Source organism: Halomonas salipaludis (genome assembly GCF_002286975.1).
Taxonomy (GTDB): Bacteria; Pseudomonadota; Gammaproteobacteria; order Pseudomonadales; family Halomonadaceae; genus Franzmannia; species Franzmannia salipaludis.
In genome coordinates this window covers 299,791-320,755 of the sequence record NZ_NSKB01000002.1, presented here as the reverse complement: position 1 = coordinate 320,755, position 20,965 = coordinate 299,791, and the positions used below count along the sequence as shown (strand labels likewise).

The window sequence follows — 20,965 nt, the reverse complement described above, 5'->3', positions numbered from 1 at the left end:
TCAGCGGCGCCGCGTCCGTCAGGCGTCGCGCTCGGACGGGTGGCCGCGCTTGCCGTGGTGGCGATGGCCGTGCTTACTGCCTTTGGGCTGCATGGCGGCCTTGAGCTCCTCGAGCTGCTGCTCGTCGAGGAGTTCGGTCAGCGCCGCATGGTGCTCGTCGCGCAGCGCCTGGTAGGCCTCGCGGCGTTCATCGCGGGAGTCGAACTCTTGCTCACGCAGCTCGCGCATATCGCTATACAGCGCCTCGCGGGTCTCGGTCAGGGCCGCGCGCTCCTCGTCACTCAGCTCCCAGCCGTCGACCAGCGCGGTAAGGCGCTCCTGCATCGCCTCGCGGCGCTCGGCGCGGTGCTCCTGCATTTTTTCACGCATGGCGCTGCGCAGCTCTTCGCGCTGCTCGTCGGTGAGGATATCGTCGAGGGCGGCACGATGCTGTTCATGCAGCTCGCGGTAGGCGTCGCGGCGTTCGTCGCGGGAGTCGAAGTCCTGGCCCTTGAGATCGCGATGGGCGTCGCGCATCTCGGCGTGGGCGGCTTGCAGTTCGGCTCGGGTATCGTCATCGAAGCCCAGGCGCTGCTGCATGGCATCGAGATGCGCGGCGTGCTTGTGCTGGTAGCGCTCGCCCTGGGCGGCATCGTCGCCGTGGTCGGCGGCGCTGACGGCCAGCGACAGCGGCGCGATGGCCAGCGCCAGCAGCGCCGGCATCAGGGTCTTGCGAAGGCTCAATCGAATCATGGTGGACTCCTCGTCCCTACGGATTGACGCTGACACTGTCGCCTGGCGACGTGCAATCAGGTTGCAGCAAGGGTGCAACCATCGCGCAAGGTGTCCTTGCGACCCACACGGATATGGGACGTGCGTTGGTCCGTCGGGAGCGGGCCTAACGCTGTGACTTTTGTAAGCACCCCCTCAGCGCTGGCTTCACCAACGTCGCTCAGAAAGGCTCAGTGCTGTAGCGCCTCCACCAGGCACAAAAGCGACATCGACTGACCATAGGCAGTGGGATGAATCGGGATATCCCGATAAAACTGCAGCGTGTGCCCCATCCGCGTGCCATAGGAGACATTTGCAACCGTGCCATCTTCCTCGATGTTGTCGATCACCGCCTGTAGCGCCAATCTTCCGGCGCGCTCCCAGCGCTCGTCACCATAACCGAGCCGTGCGCCTTTCAGAAAAGCGTAGCCGAACGCCGCCGTGGCGGAGATCTCTTCATAGGAAGTTTCATCGTCAACGAGAGTCCGCCAAGCGCCGCTGGAACACTGGTAGTCGAGCAGCGCTTCCATCTGGGAGCGCAGCACCCAGCCAAAATAACGCTCGAGCGACGGTGTCAGGTCGGCCGTTTCGAGGAAGTCGAGAAGGCCGGCGGAAATCCACGAGTTGCCCCGCGCCCAGCGCGCCCGCGCGAAATTATGATGGCCGTCGAACGTCCACCCATGAAACCACAGACCGGTTTCGCGCTCGCTCAAGTAGTGGGTATGCAACAGGAACTGGAGACAGGCCTCGTCGCACAGCTCCGGGCGATCGGCGGCCCGGCCATAGTTGGCCAGAAAAAGTGCGACCATGAACAGCGTATCGTCCCAAAGCTCATTGTCATTGATTTTATCCGACACGTTGTGCTGAAACCCACCGCAGCGCGTGCGTGGCATCTCCGCCATCAATTGCTCGGCCCATTTAGCGAGGCTACTCTCCCAGCGAGGATCGCCGGTCTCCGACCACAGAATCGACAGAGCCAGCATTGGCGCAGTGGTATTGACGTTGAGCGAAGGCAACCCGGCGGACAGCTGGGCGTCGTACCAGTTTTCCAGCAGCTTTTTCGCTTCTTCATCACCGGTATGCTGCCAAAGTCTTGCAATTCCGTAGAGTCCGACGCCCTGCGGCCACTCCCAATTGTTGAAACTGACGTAATCGCCTGCGGTGCCATCAAGGTTTGGTTCGTGAAAGCGACCGTCATGACGTAGGTCGGTCAGTCCTTTGATAACGAGCGCGATATGGCGTCTCACTCCATCTTTCGAAATTTCTGGCAGAGCGCCCATGACAAACCATCTCCATGTAATCGAGAATACTTTGAGTTGAGTAAAAAGAGTGAGCCGCTTGGCGTGACGTCTTCACCTTTCAAGGGGGCAAGGTGAGTGCCTCGCTTCAACAGCCCACTCCGATTGGACGGGGTCAATCCGCAATGATCTGTTCCAGTAAAGGGCCGATCGTGCTGTCTTGGTGATACTCGTCGATAAGCGGCTGAACGGCGCGACGAAACGGCTCCTTGTCAGGCCGGTTGATCTTCACACCCATCTCGTGGGCATCGGCAAGGGCTTTGCGCACCGCTTCGTCCCATAGTTCACGATAGGCCTCCGTAGCGTGGGCAGCTGCCTCACGGACGATCTCCTGCTGCTCGTCTGTCATCTTCTCCATGGCACGGTTGGAGATCACCAGAAAGTCGGGAATACGCTGGTGCTGATCGAGAGAATAGTATTTCGCCACTTCACCATGCCGCCCGATGGTGAGAGCGGTGGGATTGTTTTCAGCCCCATCGATCACGCCCGACTGTAGCGCGGTATAGACCTCTCCGTAGGGAAGCGGCGTCGGTGTCCCACCCATCAACTCCAGCATGCGGATTGATGTATTGGAATTGATGACCCGGAGCTTGAGCCCCTGAAGATCCTCGGGGGTCTCGATCGGCTTGGAGATGTTGTAAAAAGAGCGGGCGCCGCTATCGAAGAATGTCAGTCCCTGAAAACCATCGTCTATGGTCGCTTCATAAACAGTGGAGGCGACAGGCCCCCTCATTTTTTCGTAAAAATCCTCTTCATCCTCGAAAATGTAGGGAAGTGAGAAGACACGAAAAACGGGAGCGAAGTTTTCCAGGCTTGCTGCGCTTACTCGGGTGATATCAACGGCGCCGTTCTGGAGCTGCTCGAGGGCTTCCCGCTCGGAGCCCAACACACCATTGACGAAAAGACGGATCGATACCTCACTATCCGTCTTTTCACGGACTTCGTCTGCGAACTGTTGAAGCACGATGCTGCTCGGGTGATCCTTTGACAGTGCATTGGCCAGCCTCATTCGTACATCGGCATTGGCGCTGGTGACACCCAGAGTTAGCACCGAGAGTGCTGTAAAAACTGTTGCAAGGACTTTCATGGCTTTCTCCCGTAAATCCATCCGCAGACCTGGTTGTTTACAACAACGCTTTCGCAAGGTTCGGATCGATTCTGCCCGGGATGAAAAGAAATATCTATATGAAAAAAAATTTCATAACTGGGACTTTAGTCCCGACGAGGAGCGCACGACGAGTTCACAAGCAAGCTCGACGCGCCGGGCAGTGAAGCTTTCGTCGAGCACATGGTCGCGCATCAGATTGACCGCAGCCTGCCCGATGCTGTGCATGGGAACATGCACCGAGGTCAGCGCCGGTATCAGCAATTCACCCTGGGGGAGGCCGTCGATACCGACCACCGAAATATCCTGCGGAACCCGTAGCCCGCGGGCGCGAAGTTCCAGTACCACACCGATGGCGAGGCTGTCGCCGGCGCACAGCACCGCGGTGAAGTCGTGGCCTTGCTCGAGCCTTGCCGCAATGCCTGCTCTGGCCGCTTCCGGCGTCCACTCCTCGACCTCGACAATGAGCTCGTCCCGGTATGCCTGTACCTCGGCAGGCAGCGATTCGAGCCAGCCTTCGCGGCGCCGCTCGATGGTACGACGCCCCGGGTTGGTGCAGAACAGAATGCGTTGGTGACCCAGGTCGACGAGATACTGGGTGGCGGCAGCCGCTGCTGCCCGGTTGTGCGGCGCCACACTCGAGAGCTGCACCAATGGATCGTCGCCATTGACCAGCACGATGGGCTTGGACAGGGTCCGCGCCTGTGCCAGCACGACTTCATCGTCCACCGCCAGGAATAGCAGCCCGGCCACCTCCTTGGACGCCTCGGCCTCTTTCAGCAGCACCAGTTCGCTGTGGCGATCCGGCGCGCTCTGCATCTCGAGCTCCATGTCCAGCAACTTGGCCTGTGCCTTGATGCCATACAGCACATGCGTCGTGAACTGATTGCGCTGGTAATCCACCATCGCCCTGGCACTGGCCAGCACCACGATTCGCAGACCGGCCAGCGTGCTGGGCTGTTGGTAGTTCAGTTCGCGCGCCGTGGCGAGAATGCGTTCGCGCAGGTCGGCACGCACTCCCGGCGTACCCGATAGCGCTCGCGATGCGGTGCTGATCGAAACGTTGCAGTGAGCTGCCACATCGGCAAGCTTCAGCCGTCTTCCCTTTTTCTTCATCACATTGCCCTTCTGCGGATTAACCAGAAACGTTCATGACTATTGTATAAGTAATGAAAATTTTTTTCATATTGCAAAATTAAGTTCCAGTATCCAGTATTTAAATAATGCTCCAATCACTTTGTCATTCAGGAAACGACATCCTTCTATTTCCGTGGTTAGGTCCCGGAGTAATTTTATGCTTTCGTTCAAGAGATGGCTGGAAAGAGTTCTGTTGGTTTTGATGGCGATGATGCTGATCACTATGGTCTGCCTGATGCTCTGGCAGGTAGCGGCACGATATCTATTGGGAGTCCCTGCTCTCTACACCGAGGAGACCCTGCGCTTTCTGATGATCTGGATGGCGCTGATAGGTGCAGCTTACTGCTTTGGTGACAACAAGCATCTTTCCCTGGATCTGATTCCTTCACTCTTGCCAGAGAAGGTCGGGCGCATTCTGTATCTCATCAACGCTCTCGTGGTGTTGGCTTTTGCCGGACTGGTCCTGCTATGGGGAGGGTGGAATGCCAGCATGTCGGCGCTGAACCAGATGTCGCCCATCATGCAGGTTCCGATGGGGTACGCTTATTTGATACTGCCGATATCGGCGATACTTATCTTCGTTCTCCAGCTGATCAATGTCTTTCTGATCATGACAGGTCGCCTGCGCTTGCCTTACGCCAAATCCAGTGCCGAGGAGTCCTGACATGATGGCCTACATGAACTTCATGGCGGATCCGCTTAACGCCGCCTTCGTCCTCTTCGGTGCTTTCTTTCTGCTGCTTTTCATGGGGTCGCCGATATCGGTGGCGATCGTCTCCTCGTCGCTGCTAGTGGGTATCGCCTACCTTCCTCCGGAAACCGCGCTTTTCGTCTCTACCCAGAAGATGTTTACCGGGCTGGATAGCTTTACCCTGCTGGCGATACCTTTCTTCATCCTGGCTGGCGACATCATGAACAAGGGCGGTATCGCCATCCGGCTGATCGACCTGGCTCGCTTGGTGGGAGGGAAGCTGCCGGGTTCCCTCGCCCATACCAACGTGATTGCCAATATGCTCTTTGGGGCGATTTCCGGCTCGTCGATCGCTGCCGCAGCGGCGGTTGGTGGCACCATGGGGCCACTGCAGCGCAAGGAGGGCTACGCGCCTGATTATTCCGCCGCCGTCAATATCGCTTCCGCGCCGACCGGCATTCTGATTCCCCCCAGTGGGCCGCTGATTCTGTTTTCGCTGGTCTCTGGTGGAACCTCGATTTCAGCACTGTTCATTGCCGGCTATATACCGGGCATGCTGATGGGCCTGACCGTCATGATCGTGGCGGGCATCATTGCCAGGAAGCGCGGCTACCGGAGCCGCATTCGCAGCACGCCTGGCGAAGCGCTACAGATCGTTCTTCGCGCGTTGCCGGCCTTGGGAATGATCGTGGTGATCATCGGCGGTATCGTCATCGGTGTTTTCACCGCGACCGAGGCGGCGGCGGTCGCTGTGCTCTATGCACTGATTCTCTCGCTGGCCTACCGCATGACCACACCACGGGAGTATCTGAGAATCGTTTGCCGCTCGGCAATACTGAGCGCTTCCATCCTGTTTCTTATCGCGTCTTCGGGTGTCATGTCCTATGTCATGACGATCGCAGGCATCCCCGACATGATTGCCGATACGATTCTGCAGTTCGACAACTTGATCATGGTTTTCCTGATCATGAATCTGTGTCTTTTGATCATCGGGTTCTTTATCGACCTAACCCCTGCCGTACTCATCTTCACCCCCATTTTTCTGCCTATCGCCCAGCAGATGGGCATGGATCCGGTGCAGTTCGGCATCATGCTGATCTTCAATCTGGGGGTTGGCTCGATGACGCCACCGGTAGGCAGCGTGCTGTTCGTAGGCTGCTCGATCGCCGGGCTGCGTATCGACCAGGTCGTGAGACCGATTCTGCCGTTCTTTTTTGCGCTGGTGATCGCTCTGCTGATGGTCACCTACATTCCCTGGCTATCGCTGGGGCTGCCGCGCCTCTTCGGGTTGATGTAACCCGCTTGAACGGGCAGCCCGATCCACTGGAAAGACTGACGGAGTAGAGGAGTTCCCATGTCAAGATTTTCACTCACGGGACGCGTGGCACTGGTGACCGGTGCCAACACCGGCATCGGCCGCGCCATCGCCATCGCCATCGCCGAGGCGGGGGCCAGCGTCATCTGCGCCGGTCGCCGCTCGACGCAGGAGACCGTGGATACCATCACCGCGAAGGGCGGCACTGCCGAGGCCATGGTCATCGACTTCGCCGACCCCATGGCGGCGAGGGATCTTTTTCAGTCCCGCCGCATCGACGTGCTGGTCAACAACGCCGGCATGATTCGCCGCGCCGACGCCATCGACTTCTCCGAGCAGGACTGGGACGAGGTGATCGACGTCAATCTCAAGGCACTCTTTTTCACCTCTCAGGCGTTCGCCAAAGCGCTGCTGGAGCGTGGAGCTACAGGCAAGATCATCAATATCGCCTCCCTTCTGAGCTTCCAGGGCGGTATTCGCGTGGCCTCCTACACCGCCTCCAAGCACGGCGTGGCGGGGCTGACCAAAATGCTCGCCAACGAGTGGGCGGCCTTTGGCATCAACGTCAACGCTGTCGCGCCGGGTTATATCGCCACCAACAACACCGAGGCGCTGCGCAACGATCCCGAGCGTTCGGAGGCGATCCTCGCCCGTATTCCCGCCGGCCGCTGGGGCGAACCCCGCGATATCGCCGACAGTGCCGTCTTTCTCGCGTCGCAGGCTGCCGACTACATCCACGGCACCGTATTGAACGTGGACGGCGGCTGGCTGGCACGCTGATTCCTTCTTCTTCCATCCATCAGGGAGCAACACCATGAACATGACGACACGATACGGCGCCGGCCCCAATCAGATCGATGCCATGAATACCGAAGCGTTGCGTGAAACCTTCATGGTCGAGGGTCTTTTCACCCCCGGTGAGATCGCCTTCACCTATACCCATCTGGATCGCATGATCGTGGGCGGCGCCGTGCCTCTTCAGTCACCGCTGACCTTCGGTGACGGCAGCGATGTGGGCACGCCATTCTTTTTCGATGCGCGCGAAATGGGCATCGCCAACCTGGGGCAGCCGGGCTGGATCGAGGTCGACGGGGAGCGCCATGTGCTGGCCAATCGCGATGTGCTCTACGTCGGCCGCGGGGCGCAAGAGATCACACTGGGCAGCGATGATGCCGCCGAGCCGGCCCGCTTTTATATGAATTCGGTGCCTGCCGGTGTGGATATACCTCATCGACTGATTCCCAAGTCGGAAGCGAAGGTCATCACCATGGGCGACAGCGCCAAAAGCAACGTGCGTTCGCTGGCGATGTACGTTCACCCGAAAGTGGCGCCTTCGTGCCTGCTGCTGATGGGGATCACCGATCCCGCCCCCCAGTCGATCTGGAACACCATGCCGCCACATCTGCACGAGCGTCGCATGGAAGCCTACTGCTACTTCGAGCTGGCCGAGGAGGATCGCGTCATGCACTTCATGGGGCGCCCCAACAACACCCGTCACCTGGTAGTGGCCAATGGCGATGTCGTGTTGTCGCCGGCCTGGTCGATTCACATGGGCGCCGGTACCGGTCCCTACGCCTTCGTCTGGGGCATGACCGGCGAAAACCAGGCCTACGAGGACGTCGATCCCGTATCCATTGCGAGTCTGCGCTGATGAACCTTCGATCCGGGGATACGCTCACCTACTGGCAGGTGCTGCCGCTGGTGGAGGAAGCCTACGATGTCGCCGATACCACCATGGAAGGCGAGATGGATTCCACCTTCTTTCTGACCAAGGAGAAGAACTGGATTCCGCACACTTACCCCTGCCGTACCGCCTATATCGCCGAACGTCGCGATCGGTCGCTCGAGCCGCAACCGTTGCCCGACTGGCGGCAGGCCCGCAACGTGCTGCCGATGGGCTCGCCGTGGCTGGATCTGTCGGGATTCTGGTTCCGCCCGACACGCATCCGCGGCTGGGCACGGACCTCCATTCGGGCCGAACAGGCCGGCATCGCGCGTCTGCGCCTGGGGATCTGTGGTGCGACACGTATTTATGTCAACGGCCAAAGTGCTGGCTGGCTGTCGCCGGCAACCCGCAATGCGATGGACGAGACCGAGATCGAGGCCGAGTTGCAGGCCGGCGATAACGATATCGTCTTTCAGTTCGAGGATCTCTGCGAACGCGACGCGGTGATTCGCCTCTCCCTCACCTGGCTCTCCGGGCCCACCGCCCATGCCGGCTACCCCTTCGAGGCTGCGGCGGAGACGGTGAGCGACGTCGAGCGTGTCCTCGAGGCCATGCACCTCGATCGTGCCGTCTACGATGGTGAGGAGATCGAACTGGTCTGTCCCCATCCGTTCACGCGGCGCGTGGCGGCCAGGGTGGAGATCGCCGGGCACTTCATGTCCCACGGCAAGCGGCAGATGGCATTCGAGATTCCCGCTGGTGCCGAGCGGGTGCGTCTATGCCCATCCTGCGAGCTACCGGCCGACTATCGCTATTTCGATATCACCGTCGACTGCGGGGGCTTCACCACCGCGCTGCGGCTGGGTGCCGAGATCACCCATCGTTCCGCGCTCGGCGCCCCCGTCGAGACGTTGGCTGGCCGAATCGAAGAGACGCTGGGCTGGATCGCCACCAACGCCGAGTCGGATACCGAGCGGGCGCTGGCCTGTCTCGACGAGGGCAGCGAGGCGATGCTCGCCACCGCCGAGAGGATCATCGAGGCGGAGCTGCCGGCTATCGAGCAGTGTTACGACTGTGCCGATTTCTCGCTGGTGCCACTGCTGTGGGCGCGAATCCAACACGGGCACAGGCTGTCGCCGGCGCTGTTGGCGCGCATCGATGCTGCCATTCTCGACTACCGCTACTGGATGGACGAGCCGGGCAACGATGTGCAGTGGTACTTTTCCGAGAACCACGCCCTGCTTTTCCACACCGCTTGCTATCTTGCCGGCCATCTGCACCCGGAATCGCGCTTCCGGCGCTCGGGGCGCATCGGTGCCGAGCAGAGCGAGACGGGCCGACAGCGGCTGATGGAATGGTTCGACCATTTCGAGAGGGCGGAGATGGCCGAGTTCAACTCAGCCCCCTACTTCCCGATCGACCTCAAGGGCTTTACCGCCATCCATGCCCTCGGCCCCGACGACACCCTGCGCGAGCGCGCCGCGCGGGCCATCGAGCGGCTAGTCACGGTCGTTGCCAACGCCGCCCACCAGGGCTTTCTCACCGGTGCCCAGGGACGCAGCTATCAACACTCGCTGTGCGCCGCCGACACCCTGGAACTGACCGGGCTGGCGCGTCTTCTGTGGCGCAAGGGTAGTTTCGGTTCCCATGTTCACTGCCTGGCGCAGTTGGCGCTATGCCTGCGCGATCATGGCCTGGCGTTGCCGGAGTCACTGGGCCAGCGGGCGTGCTGGCAGGGCGACGAGGGGCAGGAGTGGGTCTATCAGCAGGGCGAGAACGGCTTCGCCCGGCTCTACCACTACAAGACCCGCGACACCGCCATGGGTAGTGCCGCCCGCTACCGCTGGTTCGAGTGGGGCTATCAGGAGACGCTGATTCAGGCGCGTATCGGTACCGAGCCGCACGCCCAGGTCTGGATCAATCATCCTGGTGAGCGGGTACAGGCGGGCTTCGGTCGACCGTCATTCTGGGGTGGCTCGGCCAGTATTCCCCGCGTCCAGCAGTACCGCAGCCTGGCCATCGTGGTGTTCGAGGGCCACGCCAGCCAACCGGATTTCACCCACTGCTGGTTCCCCACCCCGGCGTTCGACGAGTGGCGACTCAACGAGCGCGGCGCCGTGGCCCGTTCGGGGCATGGCGTGCTGGCGCTGACCACCAGTGCAGCACCGAAGCTGATGCAGCGTGGCGCCTCCGCCCACCACGAGCTGCGCGTTCCCGGGCAGCGCAGCTGGTGGGTCGTGCGGCTGGGACGCGACACCCCGGCGGAAGAGTTCCTGGCGCGTCATCAGATCGATCCTGTGCGTGAGCAGCAGGCCTGGGTCGTCGAGGATCCCGAGTACGGTCGCGTGCTCTTCCACGACGACGGACGGGTGGAAGCCGAGGGACGCTTGATCGATCCCGCCGCTTTCGTCCTGACCGGGCACTGCGAGTTCCTCTCCGAATAGTCCGTATTCGAGACCCTGACGTCTGCTTCTCGAGGGGGAGGAGAGCACTAGCTCCGCCCTCAAGAGGAGGCTTTTCCCAAAAACCAACAACGCTAGCGTATTCAAGGTGTACTGAACATGAAAACGACAAACACTTCCTGGTCTATTCTCGCCGCATTGTCCTTGGCGTTGGCCCTGGGCAGCGGTACTCCGGCGGTTGCCGACGACGCCGACCTGGCAGCACGCCTCAAAGCCCTGGAAGCGCGAGTGGCTGCCGCCGAGCAGCGTGCCCAGGATGCCGAGTCGCAGGTGGCGCAGCTCGAGTCGGAGAGCCGCCCTGAAGACAATACCGAATATGAAGCGCGCCTTGCCGCCCTGGAGAAGGAGGCCGACAGCGGCGACGATTTTTCCTTCAGCGTCTACGCGCGCTCGGGGCTGCTGCTGGGCGACGACGGCAAGAGCATTCCAGGCGGCCCTTACGTGACACCGGCGGGTTCGGTGGGGGGGGCGGTGGGCCGGCTCGGCAATGAGCCGGACACCTACGTTCACGCTCGCTTCAATCACCTCAAGACATACGAAAACGGCGCCAAACAGCGTTTTCAGCTTGCCCTGGCCGATTCGGTCACCACCAGCAACGACTGGACCGCAGCGGAATCCAGCCTCAACGTGCGCCAGGTATTCGTCGAGCTCTCCGATCTACCCAGCTTCGAGGGGACCGCGTTCGAAAACGCTACGCTTTGGGCCGGCAAGCGCCTCGATCGCAACAACTTCGACGTCCACTGGATCGACAGCGATGTGGTCAAACTGGCGGGCGTGGGCGGCGGCGTTTATGACGTCGAGCTAGGCGATGACTGGCGCGGGGACTTCACGCTCTACGGCCGCAGCTTCGATGATTTCAACGTCGATCCGGAAAACGCCGAGATCAGTGCCGACACAGACAGCTTGGTGCTGACCGCCAACAACTACATGGGCAACTGGCAGTTCATGCTCAGTGCCCTCTCCGCCAACGACAACGACCAGCGGGTCGTCGATGGCAGCGGCACCGCTGCCGACAGCGGCGTGCACGGGATGCTGGCCTATCGGGGCGACAGCTTTTTCGGCCTGGGCGAAGGAACCTTCATGGCCGCGCTGCTGCACGGCGAGGGGCTAGGCGCAGAGGTCAAACAGATCGGCGCCAACGGCGAGCTGCTCGACGACGCCCGTGCCACACGCCTTGCGGTCTACGGCACCACCTACCTGTCGCCCAACTGGCGAATCGCACCTTCTCTGCTGGCCGAGGTCAGCAAGGATCGCTTCGTCCGTGATGACGACTATCTCTGGGCCTCTTTCAATACGCGTCTTGCCAACGAAATCACCGAAAACTTCGAGATGCAGTATGAAGCCAGCTACCAGACCATGGACCTAGACCCCCAAGGCTACAAGGGGCGCCAAAAAGTGCGGGGAAACTTCGGCAAACTGACCATCGCTCCGACCTTCAAGCCGTTGGTGGGTGGTTTCTTCCAGCGTTCCGAACTTCGCGTTTTCGCGTCCTATACCACCTGGGACGATGAGCTCAACGACTTCGCCAGCGACGATGCCTTCGGCGAAAAGGGGTATGCCGGCAGCCAGTGGAGCTTTGGGATGCAGGCGGAAACCTGGTTCTAGAGGCATGATCGCTGTTGCCACGGATGGCGCCTTACTCCTCCGGCTGGTACTTGTAGCCCACGCCGTAGACCGAGCGGATGATCTCGCGCTCCGGCCACACGTCGCTGATCTTCTTGCGCAGCTTCTTGATGTGGCTGTCGACGGTGCGCTCGGAGACGATGCGATGGTCGCGGTACATATGATCCATCAACTGGTCGCGGGAGAAGATCCGTCCCGGCGCATTCATCAGCACCTTGAGCAGCTGGAACTCGACGGCGGTGAGCCCCAGGTCGTGGCCGTCGGCCAGTGCCCGCCAGCCGTCGTCGTCGAGGACCAGCGCGGCGCTCTCGGCGCCGGCCGGTGCCTCGGCGGCGCGGCTGCGGCGCAGCACTGCCTTGATCCGTGCCACCACCTCACGGGGGCTGAACGGTTTGCAGATATAGTCGTCGGCGCCGAGTTCCAGGCCCAGCAGGCGGTCGACCTCTTCGACCCGCGCGGTGAGCATGATCACCGGCAGCCGCGGCCAGCGCTCGCGCAGCTGGCGGCACAGGGTCAGGCCGTCGGTACCCGGCAACATCAGGTCGAGCAGTACCAGGTCGGGCTGCTGCTGCTCGAGCCACGGCACCACGCTGTCGCCGTGGTCGAGGTGGTGCGAGGCGAAGCCGCTGCCGCGGAGGTAGTCGGCCACCAGGCTGGCGATCTTAGGCTCGTCCTCGACGATCAGCACGGTTTCGTTAGGCGTGGCGCTCATGCACGTTCTCCCTGAGCAGTGGAAATTCGAGGGTCCAGCATAACCCGCCGAGCGGGGAATTCGAGGCTCGCATGCTGCCGCCGTGGGCGGTAACCAGGGCGGTGGCGATCGACAGCCCCAGTCCGCTGCCGCCGCTGGCGCGGTTGCGCGAACCCTCGACCCGGTAGAGACGCTCGGTGAGATGGTCGAGCTCCTGCTCGGGCACGCCCGGGGCGGTGTCCTCCCAGACGATGCGCACGACCTGCGTATCGCTCGCCAGACTGACCCTGAGCCGGCCGGGGGCCTGGGTATAGGCGCAAGTGTTGTCGAGCAGGTTGTGCCACAGCTGGCGCAAGCGCTGCAGGTCGCCGCGGATCGGCGCCTGGTCGGTGATATGCACCTCTAGCTCGAGGCCCTGGTCGGCCAGCCAGTCGCGGCGCTCCTCGAGGCGCGCGGCCAGCGTCTCGGCCAGATCGAGGGGCGCCAGCGATACGTCGAGCACGCCGGCATCGCTCTGGGCCAGCAGCCGCAGGTCGGCGACCAGCCGTTCGAGCTGACCGACCTCCTGGGCCAGCGAGCCGAGGTTATCCTCGTTCATCGGGCGGATACCGTCCTGCATGGCTTCGATCTCGCCGCGCAGCACCGCCAGCGGCGTGCGCAGCTCGTGGGCGATGTCGGATACCCAGCGGCTTCGCGCCTCGCGGTTGGCCTCGAGCGTCGCCGCCAGCACGTTGAAGTCGTGGGAGAGTCGCGACAGCTCATCGCCGCCGTGCTCCGGCAGGCGGATATCGTAGTCGCCCTCGGTGAGGCGCCGGGTGGCCAGCGCCATATGCCCGGTGCGCCCGCCCAGCCACCACGACAGCCCGCCGGCCAGCAGCAGCGAAGCGAGTGCCAGCGAGGCGACGATGATGCCCAGGTTGCGCTGCTGTCGAGACAGGAAGATGCGGTCCATGCGCGCCATGAGTTGCTGGGGAGGGCGGTAGCCGAGTGCCCCGACCTGCTCGCCCTGACTGATGATCGGCAGCCAGTGCAGCTCGGAGCCTCCGGCGGCTTCGTCGTCGTCGGGACGCAGCCCGATTACCGGCAGGCCGTTGGCGTCATGCAGCACGAAGTCGCCTGGATCACCCAGGCGCCGGTCGATGCCCTGCGGTGGCGGGCCGTCGCCGGGCCACAGTTGTTGGCGTACCAGGCGCTGCCAGGCGCTCATGTCATCGCGTAGCCACTGCCAATCGCCACGCCGCTGCCACTCCTCGGCGAGGCCTTCGGCCAGGGTTTCGGCACGGGTGGTCTGGGTGGTCTCCAGGTAGTCGATGAAGCCGCGGTCGATGCTGCGCGACACGGCCAGGAACACCAACCCGGCAATCAGCACGTTGACCGCCAGGATGATTACGAACAGCTTGACGCCGAGGCGCGATACCACCGGGCGGCGAGGGAACGAGTAGGCGGGCATCAGCGGGCCTCCTGTGGGCGTGGCGCGGCGTGCGGTGTCAGACGTTCGCGCAGTCGCTCGAGGCTCAAATAGAGCACCGGCACCAGGATCAGCAGGATCAGGGTAGCGAACAGCATGCCGAAGCCCAGCGAAATGGCCATGGGAATCATGAAGCGTGCCTGGCGCGAGGTCTCGAAGATCATCGGCGCCAGCCCCAGGAAAGTGGTCATGGTGGTCATCATGATCGGTCGCAGGCGGCGCGTGGCGGCGGCGACGATCGCCTCGCGGGCGGCCATGCCCTCGCGGCGACGGCGGTTGGCGTAGTCGATCAGCACCAGCGCATCGTTGATCACCACCCCGGACAGCGCCAGCATGCCCAGCAGGCTGACGATGGAGAGTCCGAAGCCCATGATCAGGTGGCCGCCCACCGCGCCGATCACCCCGAACGGGATTGCCGCCATCACCAGCAGCGGCTGCAGGTAGCTGCGGAAGGGGATCGCCAGCAGGCAGTAGATCGCCGCCAGGGTCAGCCACATGGCGGTCCTCAGCGCGGCCAGGTTGTCGGCGGTGTCCTGCTGGCGGCCGCCGAGGCCGATCTCGAGGCCCGGATAGGCGGCCTCGACCCCGGGGAACACCTGCTCCTGCAGGGTCGCCAGTACCTGGTTGACCTGGGCGTCGCCGTCGAGGTCGGCGGTGACGGTGATGTCGCGGCGGCCGTCGGTGCGGCGCAGGGTGGTGGAGGCGCGGCCGATGTCGATATCGGCGACCCGGGCCAGCGGTACCTCGACGCCCTCGGCGGTGCGAATCGGCAGCTGATAGAGCTCGCTCAAGCTGTCGCGGGCCTGCGGCGGCAGGCGCACCTCGACGCTCACCGAGGTGCGCCCGGCGTGCTGCTCGACGGCGGTGACGCCCTGCAGTGGCCCGCGCAGCTGGGCGGCCAGGTCGCTGCCGCTGAGGCCCAGGGCGCGCCCCTCGGCAGAGAGCCGCACCTCGAGCTGCGGCAGGCCGTCGCCGAGGCCGCTGTCGATATCGGTGAGGCCGCCGAACTGGGTGAGCTCATCGGCGAGCCGCAGGGAGGCCGCCTCGAGCACGTTGCTGTCGGGGTGGGAGAGGCGCAGCGTCAGCCCCGCCCCACGGCCCGGGCCGCCGACGTCGGACTCGAAGCGCACGGCCTGGACGTTGGTCAGCTCGCCGCTCAGCTCGCGCCACTCGCGGGCCACCCGCGACGGCGGCCAGGCGTCGAGACTGGCCGGATCGAGCTGCAGCAGGACCTCGAGGCTGTCGCCGTCGAGGCGTGTACGGGTGCCGGTGAAGTGCGGCCCGTCGTCGCGCTCGGCGAGGCGCTCGGCGGCCTCCAGCAGTTGGTCGCGGACACGCCGGTCGTCGGCCATCGGGCTGCCCACCGGCAGGGTCACGCTGGCCTGGACCTGATCCGATTCGACCCGCGGCATCAGCGAGAAACCCAGCCGCCCGCTCATGGCGTAGGCCAGCGCCACCGCCAGTACCGCCACCGCCAGGCTGATGGTCAGCGCACGCTGGTCGAGGGCACGCTGCAGCAGCGGCGCGAAGCGCCGTTCGGTGAAGCGCGTCAGGCCGCCTTGCATGCTGTGTCTGACGCGCTCCAGCGGGCGCTGCCAGCGCGGCGTGGGGCGTCGGCTGGTGCCGTGGGCGAGGTGGGCGGGCAGGATGAACAGCGCCTCCACCAGCGACATCACGAACACCGTGATCACCACCAGCGGCACCATGGCGAAGATCATGCCCAGGAAACCGGGCAGGAACAGCAGCGGCAGGAAGGCGACGATATTGGAGAGGATGGCGAAGGTGATCGGCGTGGCCAGTTCGCGGGCGCCGCGCACCGCCGCTTCGCGCAGCGAGTGGCCCTGTTCGCGGTAGCTGTAAATGTTCTCGCCGACCATGATCGCGTCGTCGACCACGATGCCCAGCGCAATGATGAAGGCGAACATCGTCATCATGTTGATCGACACGCCGATCCACGGCAGGAACAGCATGGCGCCGAGGAAGGCGGTGGGGATGCCGAGGGTGACCCAGAGGGCCAGCCGCGCCTCGAGGAACAGCGCCATCATCACCATCACCAGCGCCAGGCCCAGCCAGGCGTTCTTGAGCAGCAGGTCGAGGCGATCGCGGTAGATCTCGGAACTGTCGCGGGCGACGCTCAGGGTGACGCCTTCGGGGAGGTTGGCGATCAGCCGGTCGAGCTCGGCGTGAACCGCCTCGGAGATGCCCAGCGGGGTCTGGTCGCCGATCTGGTAGACGTCGATGGTCAGGCCCGGCTGGCCGTTGTACTGCACCTCGCGGTCGCTCTCGGCGAAGCCGTCGCGGACCTCGGCGACATCGCTGAGGCGAATGATGCCGCCGTTGGCGGTGCTGCCCACCGGCAGCTCGGCGAACGCCAGGGCGTCGTCGCGGCGGCCCTGGTAGTGGATCAGCCACTCGCCCTCCTGGGTCGAGAGCCGCCCGCCGGCCAGGTCGAGGGCCTCGTCGCCGATGCGTGCGGCGAGCTGGCCGTGGGTCATGTCGAAGCGCCGCATGGCCTGGTCGTCGAGCCACACCTGGATTTCGCGCTCGCGGTTACCCGACAGCTCGGCCTTGGCGATGCCGCGGCTGGCGATCAGCTCGGCGCGTATCTCCTCGGCGGCGTCGTGCAGGGCGCGGTCGCTGACGTTGCCGTGTACCTGCAGGCGCAGCACGCTGCGCGAGCGCCCAGCCAGATTGATGCGCGGCGGGTCGGCGGCGGCGGGCAGGGTAGTGATGGCATTCACCGCCTGCTGGATGTCCTGGTAGACACGCATCACCTCGACGCCGTCGATCAGGGTGGCGCGCAGGCTGGCGCTGCCCTCGCTGGCGGTGGCAGTGACCTCGTCGATGCCCTCGATGTCGGCAAGCTCGGCCTCTACCGGCAGCAGGATGCTCTGCTCGACCTCTTCCGGGGTCGCCCCGGGGTAGCTGACCGAGATCTGTACCACCTCGATATCGAAGTCGGGAAATACCTCCTTCTTGATCGTCAGCGAGGCCATCAGGCCGCCGACGATCAGCAGCAGCATCAGCAGGTTGGGGGCCACGCCGTGGTGGACCATCCAGGCGATCGGGCCGCGCCGCATCATGACTCGTCCTCCGCCGCACTATCGAGCAGCGCCGCAAGCTCGGTGCTGCCCAGGGTACGCGGCCGCAGGCGCATGCCGTCGCGTGGCTGGCCGAGGTTGGAGACCACGATGCGCTCGCCGGCCTCGAGCCCGGTGCTGATCAGCACCTGGTCCTCGCCGCGGTGCAGTACCTCGACCCGCGCGCGGCGCAGGCGATCCTCGTCGTCGAGCCGCCACACCTCGTCGCCGGGCCTGAGTGCCTGGGCCGGCAGTGCGAACAGGTCGTCGCGGGGGCTGGCGATGACCTCGGCGCGTAGCAGATCGCCGAGGCGCAGCGCCGGGCCATCGCTATCCAGTGCCAGCGGGTCGTCGACCTGCACCAGCAGTTGGGTCTGCAGGCCGCCCTCGTCGAGCGCCGGCAGCACCGAGAGTATCCGCCCGTGGCGCTCGGCCCCCGCTGGCCAGCCGCGGCTGGTCAGGTGGACCTCGGCGCCGCTGGCGGCGGCGCCGTTGGCCTGTCCGGCATCTATCCACGCCAGCGCCTCGCCGGGCAGCGAGAGCTGGACCCAGAAGTGCGCCACATCGACCAGGTGCAGTAGCTCGGTGCCGGCGCTGATCTCGCTGCCACTGCCCACCAGGCGCTCCTGGATCATGGCGCGGTAGGGACTGGTCAACTGGGTGCGCGCAAGGTCCAGCTCGGCCTGCTCGAGTGCCACTTGCGCTGCGGCTACGCCAGCCTCGGCGGCGCGCAGCTGCGGCTCACGCAGTACCAGGGCGCGGCGCTCGGCGGGCAGCTCACGGCCGAACGACTGGTATTCGCTCTGCGCCCGCAGCTGTTCGCCGCGCTCGCTGGCGAGCTCGGCCTGAGCCCTGGCGAGGTCGGCCTCGGCGGCACGCAGTGCCAGGCGATAGTCGCGGTCGTCGATGCTCAGCAGCGGCTCGCCGGCCTCTACCACGCGGCCCGGGATCACCCCGGGGGCGAAGGACTCGAGGCGGCCGGCAACGCGGCTCGAGAGATGCGTCTCGCGCTCGGCCTGAACTCGGCCGTAGCCGTGAATCTGTGGGGCCGCGGGGCCGCGGATGACCTCGATCACGTCGACCACCGGCGGCGGCACCTCGGGCGGCGGGCGCCGCTCGACCCGCGGCGGCTGGCTGATCAGCCAGTAGGCCACGCCCAGGCCGACCGTCAGCACCAGCAGTGCGGCGACCGCGCCCAGGCGTACGCGCCCTCGCTGGTGGGCGTGGGCGCGGCGGGGCAGGGCAGTGCGGACCGAAGTGACGGGCATGAGCGGCTCAAGACGAGGGATAGGCAGCACACAGCATCGCCGTGGCGGATGCAGCTATTGGTCATGAACTGTGCAAGCAAGGTGCAAGCGATGGCAACTGTCGATGCCAGCGCCGGTCTCGTCGCGCGCTTACGGGCAGCTGTCGCCGATCATCAGTTGGGTGGACACTTGACTATCGACGGCGGGGGTCAGCCCCAGGATCATGCGTGCGGCAATACGTCCCTTCTCGACGCTGTCCTGGCGTACCGTGGTCAGCCGCGGCGCGCGGTACTGGCCCTCGGCGATGCCGTCGAAGCCGACCAGGCGCAGGTCCTCGGGGACCCGCAGGCCGCGCTGCTCGGCCAGGGTCAGGGCGGTCAGGGCGATGCGGTCGGACATGCACAGTAGCAGGTCGGGGCGCTCGGCGTCGGGCAGGTCGAGGAGCTCCGCGATTACCGGTGAGCAGACCTCGAAGGTGTTCTCCTCGATGTTCCACAGCGGAATGGCCTGGCGCGCAAAGCCCTGCTCCTCCAGCGCCTGGTAGAAGCCGTCGAGCCGCGAGCGGGTGATGGTGCGATTGCCCGGTAACAGGGTATGTGCCGGGGTGACCCGGCCGTTGCAGGGCTCGGCGGTGAGGCGCAGATTGATCACCGCCGGGCGCTGGGGCGGTGTGGCCAGGGCGTGGCGGGCGATGGCTCGGCACGCCGCCTGGTTGTCGACGTGCACCGCCGGTCGCCCTTCGATATCGAAGTCCACCGCCACCAGCGGGCGCTGGGCCGGCAGGTCGCCGAGCAGGGCCAGGGTCGGCATCAGGCCGTAGACGATGAAGCCGTCGGCGATGTTCGCCGAGCCCGGCGCCTGGGAGGCGTGCTCGCGGCCGGGCAGCAGCAGCAGGGTGTGGCCGTGGGCATCGAGAATTTCGGCGACACCCGACAGGAACTCGCTGGCCACGGCGTCGTTGAGGCTGTAGGTGAGGCTCTCGGCGAGCACCACGGCGATGATCCGCGAGCGGCCGGTACGCAGGCTGCGCGCCTTGGCGTCCGGCCCGGTATAACCGAGGCGCTTGGCCTCGCCGAGAATTCGCTCGCGCAGCGCCGGCGACAGCTGGTCGGGGCGATTGAAGGCGTTGGAGATCGTGGCGGTGGAGACGCCAAGCTCGCGCGCCAGGTCTTTCAGCGTGATACGGCGTGGCGATGAGGGCACGGTGCTTTCCCTGCTAAGTATTCAGGTAACAGAATACCGGCCCCTTGCCGCCGTGAATACTGCGGCAAGCGAGCCGGCAGGTGACGTGATGCCAGCGGCTAGGCGGCGGCCCGCGGCTGGGCCAGCCCAAGCGCTCGGTCGTCGGCATCGAACAGGTGAACGTGTTCGGGGTCGGGCGCCAGCGCCACCTGCTGGCCAACCCGCCAGGCGCTAGGCGCCTCGCTGCGGTGGATCAGTAGGGTGTCGCCGGCCTTGGGCTCCAGGTAGACATAGACCTCGTTGCCGAGGTACTCGACGTTGACGATCTCGAAGGCGTTGTCGCCCGAGGCCTCGGCCAGGCGCAGGTGCTCGGGGCGCACGCCCAGGGTCAGGGCCGCGCCGCCGCCGTGGCCGGAGGCGTCCTGAGGCAGCGCCAGCTCGCCGATACCGGCGCTGGTCACCCGGCAGCCGTCGGCGCTGCCGGACACCAGCTCGGCGGGCAGGAAGTTCATGGTCGGCGAGCCGATAAAGCCGGCCACGAACTTGGTCGCCGGGCGCTGGTAGAGCTCATGGGGGCTGCCGACCTGCTCGATGCGACCGGCGTTGAGCACCACGATCTTGTCGGCCAGGGTCATCGCCTCCACCTGGTCGTGGGTGACGTAGATCATGGTCGAGGCGAGGCGCTGGTGGAGGCGGGCGATCTCGTTGCGCATCTGCACGCGCAGCGAGGCATCCAGGTTGGAGAGCGGCTCGTCGAACAGCAGGATGCGCGGCTCCCGGGCCATGGCGCGGCCCATGGCCACGCGCTGGCGCTGGCCGCCGGAGAGTGCCTTGGGCTTGCGCTCGAGCAGCTCCTCGAGCTGCAGGATGCGCGCAGTGGCCATCACTCGCTCGTGCACGGTCTGCTTGGCGGTTTTGGCCAGCTTGAGGCCGAAGGCCATGTTCTCGTACACCGTCATGTGCGGGTAGAGCGCATAGGACTGGAAGACCATGCCCACGCCGCGCTCGCGGGGCGGCAGCTCGTTGACCACGCTGTCGCCGATGCAGAGCTCGCCGTCGCTGATCGACTCCAGCCCGGCGATCAGCCGCAGCAGGGTCGACTTGCCGCAGCCGGAGGGGCCGACGAAGACCACGAACTCACCGTTGCCGATCTCCAGGTCGACATCCTTGATGATATGGGTGCTGCCGAAGACCTTGTTGATCTTGTCGAGGGTGACGCTTGCCATGGGGTGTCTCCTTGCCGGCCGCTG

General features: G+C 64.6%; 16 protein-coding genes. 6 read left to right on the top strand and 10 right to left on the bottom strand.

Features of this window, described 5'->3' with window-relative positions:
• Positions 1-18: 18 nt before the first annotated feature.
• From CK498_RS05415 to CK498_RS05400, 4 genes are all read right to left on the bottom strand, one after another.
• Positions 19-732 (bottom strand): hypothetical protein, encoded by a 714-nt coding sequence (locus CK498_RS05415; RefSeq protein ID WP_095619840.1) that lies wholly within the window; start codon positions 730-732, stop codon positions 19-21.
• A gap of 209 nt (positions 733-941) precedes the next feature.
• Complete coding sequence (gene bglB, locus CK498_RS05410) at positions 942-2,030, bottom strand: beta-galactosidase BglB (protein WP_095619839.1); 1,089 nt, start codon at positions 2,028-2,030, stop codon at positions 942-944.
• A 133-nt stretch (positions 2,031-2,163) separates the two neighbouring features.
• Positions 2,164-3,135, bottom strand: a complete 972-nt coding sequence (locus CK498_RS05405; protein WP_176475724.1) for a TRAP transporter substrate-binding protein — start codon at positions 3,133-3,135, stop codon at positions 2,164-2,166.
• Positions 3,136-3,246: 111 nt separating this feature from the next.
• A complete protein-coding gene (locus CK498_RS05400) occupies positions 3,247-4,269 on the bottom strand; it encodes a LacI family DNA-binding transcriptional regulator (protein WP_095619837.1) in 1,023 nt (340 codons plus the stop codon).
• A 178-nt stretch (positions 4,270-4,447) separates the two neighbouring features.
• On the opposite strand from CK498_RS05400, the gene CK498_RS05395 reads away from it, so the two are divergent.
• From CK498_RS05395 to CK498_RS05370, 6 genes are all read left to right on the top strand, one after another.
• The gene (locus tag CK498_RS05395; RefSeq protein ID WP_095619836.1) at positions 4,448-4,954 is read left to right on the top strand and encodes a TRAP transporter small permease; all 507 of its coding nucleotides are present in this window, start codon (positions 4,448-4,450) and stop codon (positions 4,952-4,954) included.
• Position 4,955: 1 nt separating this feature from the next.
• Positions 4,956-6,278 carry a TRAP transporter large permease gene (locus tag CK498_RS05390; protein WP_229358971.1) on the top strand — a complete coding sequence of 441 codons (1,323 nt, stop codon included), beginning with the start codon at positions 4,956-4,958 and terminating at the stop codon, positions 6,276-6,278.
• A gap of 57 nt (positions 6,279-6,335) precedes the next feature.
• On the top strand, positions 6,336-7,076 hold the full coding sequence (kduD, locus tag CK498_RS05385) for a 2-dehydro-3-deoxy-D-gluconate 5-dehydrogenase KduD (protein ID WP_095619835.1): 741 nt from the start codon (positions 6,336-6,338) through the stop codon (positions 7,074-7,076).
• A gap of 34 nt (positions 7,077-7,110) precedes the next feature.
• Complete coding sequence (gene kduI, locus CK498_RS05380) at positions 7,111-7,947, top strand: 5-dehydro-4-deoxy-D-glucuronate isomerase (protein ID WP_095619834.1); 837 nt, start codon at positions 7,111-7,113, stop codon at positions 7,945-7,947.
• On the top strand, positions 7,947-10,406 hold the full coding sequence (locus tag CK498_RS05375; RefSeq protein ID WP_095619833.1) for a hypothetical protein: 2,460 nt from the start codon (positions 7,947-7,949) through the stop codon (positions 10,404-10,406). The genes kduI and CK498_RS05375 overlap by 1 nt, the downstream gene beginning before the upstream one ends.
• A 117-nt stretch (positions 10,407-10,523) precedes the next feature.
• Positions 10,524-12,029 (top strand): carbohydrate porin, encoded by a 1,506-nt coding sequence (locus tag CK498_RS05370; RefSeq protein WP_095619832.1) that lies wholly within the window; start codon positions 10,524-10,526, stop codon positions 12,027-12,029.
• A 31-nt stretch (positions 12,030-12,060) separates the two neighbouring features.
• Here the strand turns inward: CK498_RS05370 and CK498_RS05365 are convergent, their stop codons facing one another.
• The 6 genes from CK498_RS05365 to CK498_RS05340 form a co-directional block, all read right to left on the bottom strand.
• On the bottom strand, positions 12,061-12,759 hold the full coding sequence (locus CK498_RS05365) for a response regulator (protein ID WP_095619831.1): 699 nt from the start codon (positions 12,757-12,759) through the stop codon (positions 12,061-12,063).
• Positions 12,743-14,188: an ATP-binding protein gene (locus tag CK498_RS05360; protein WP_095619830.1), complete on the bottom strand. Its 1,446-nt coding sequence runs from the start codon at positions 14,186-14,188 to the stop codon at positions 12,743-12,745. The genes CK498_RS05365 and CK498_RS05360 overlap by 17 nt, the downstream gene beginning before the upstream one ends.
• Positions 14,188-17,289, bottom strand: a complete 3,102-nt coding sequence (locus CK498_RS05355) for an efflux RND transporter permease subunit (protein WP_095619829.1) — start codon at positions 17,287-17,289, stop codon at positions 14,188-14,190. Before CK498_RS05355 ends, CK498_RS05360 begins: the two co-directional genes overlap by 1 nt.
• On the bottom strand, positions 17,286-18,554 hold the full coding sequence (locus CK498_RS05350; RefSeq protein ID WP_095619828.1) for an efflux RND transporter periplasmic adaptor subunit: 1,269 nt from the start codon (positions 18,552-18,554) through the stop codon (positions 17,286-17,288). Before CK498_RS05350 ends, CK498_RS05355 begins: the two co-directional genes overlap by 4 nt.
• Before the next feature lie 129 nt (positions 18,555-18,683).
• A complete protein-coding gene (locus CK498_RS05345) occupies positions 18,684-19,736 on the bottom strand; it encodes a LacI family DNA-binding transcriptional regulator (protein WP_229358970.1) in 1,053 nt (350 codons plus the stop codon).
• A gap of 98 nt (positions 19,737-19,834) precedes the next feature.
• A complete protein-coding gene (locus tag CK498_RS05340; RefSeq protein ID WP_095619827.1) occupies positions 19,835-20,941 on the bottom strand; it encodes an ABC transporter ATP-binding protein in 1,107 nt (368 codons plus the stop codon).
• Between the last annotated feature and the right edge of the window lie 24 nt (positions 20,942-20,965).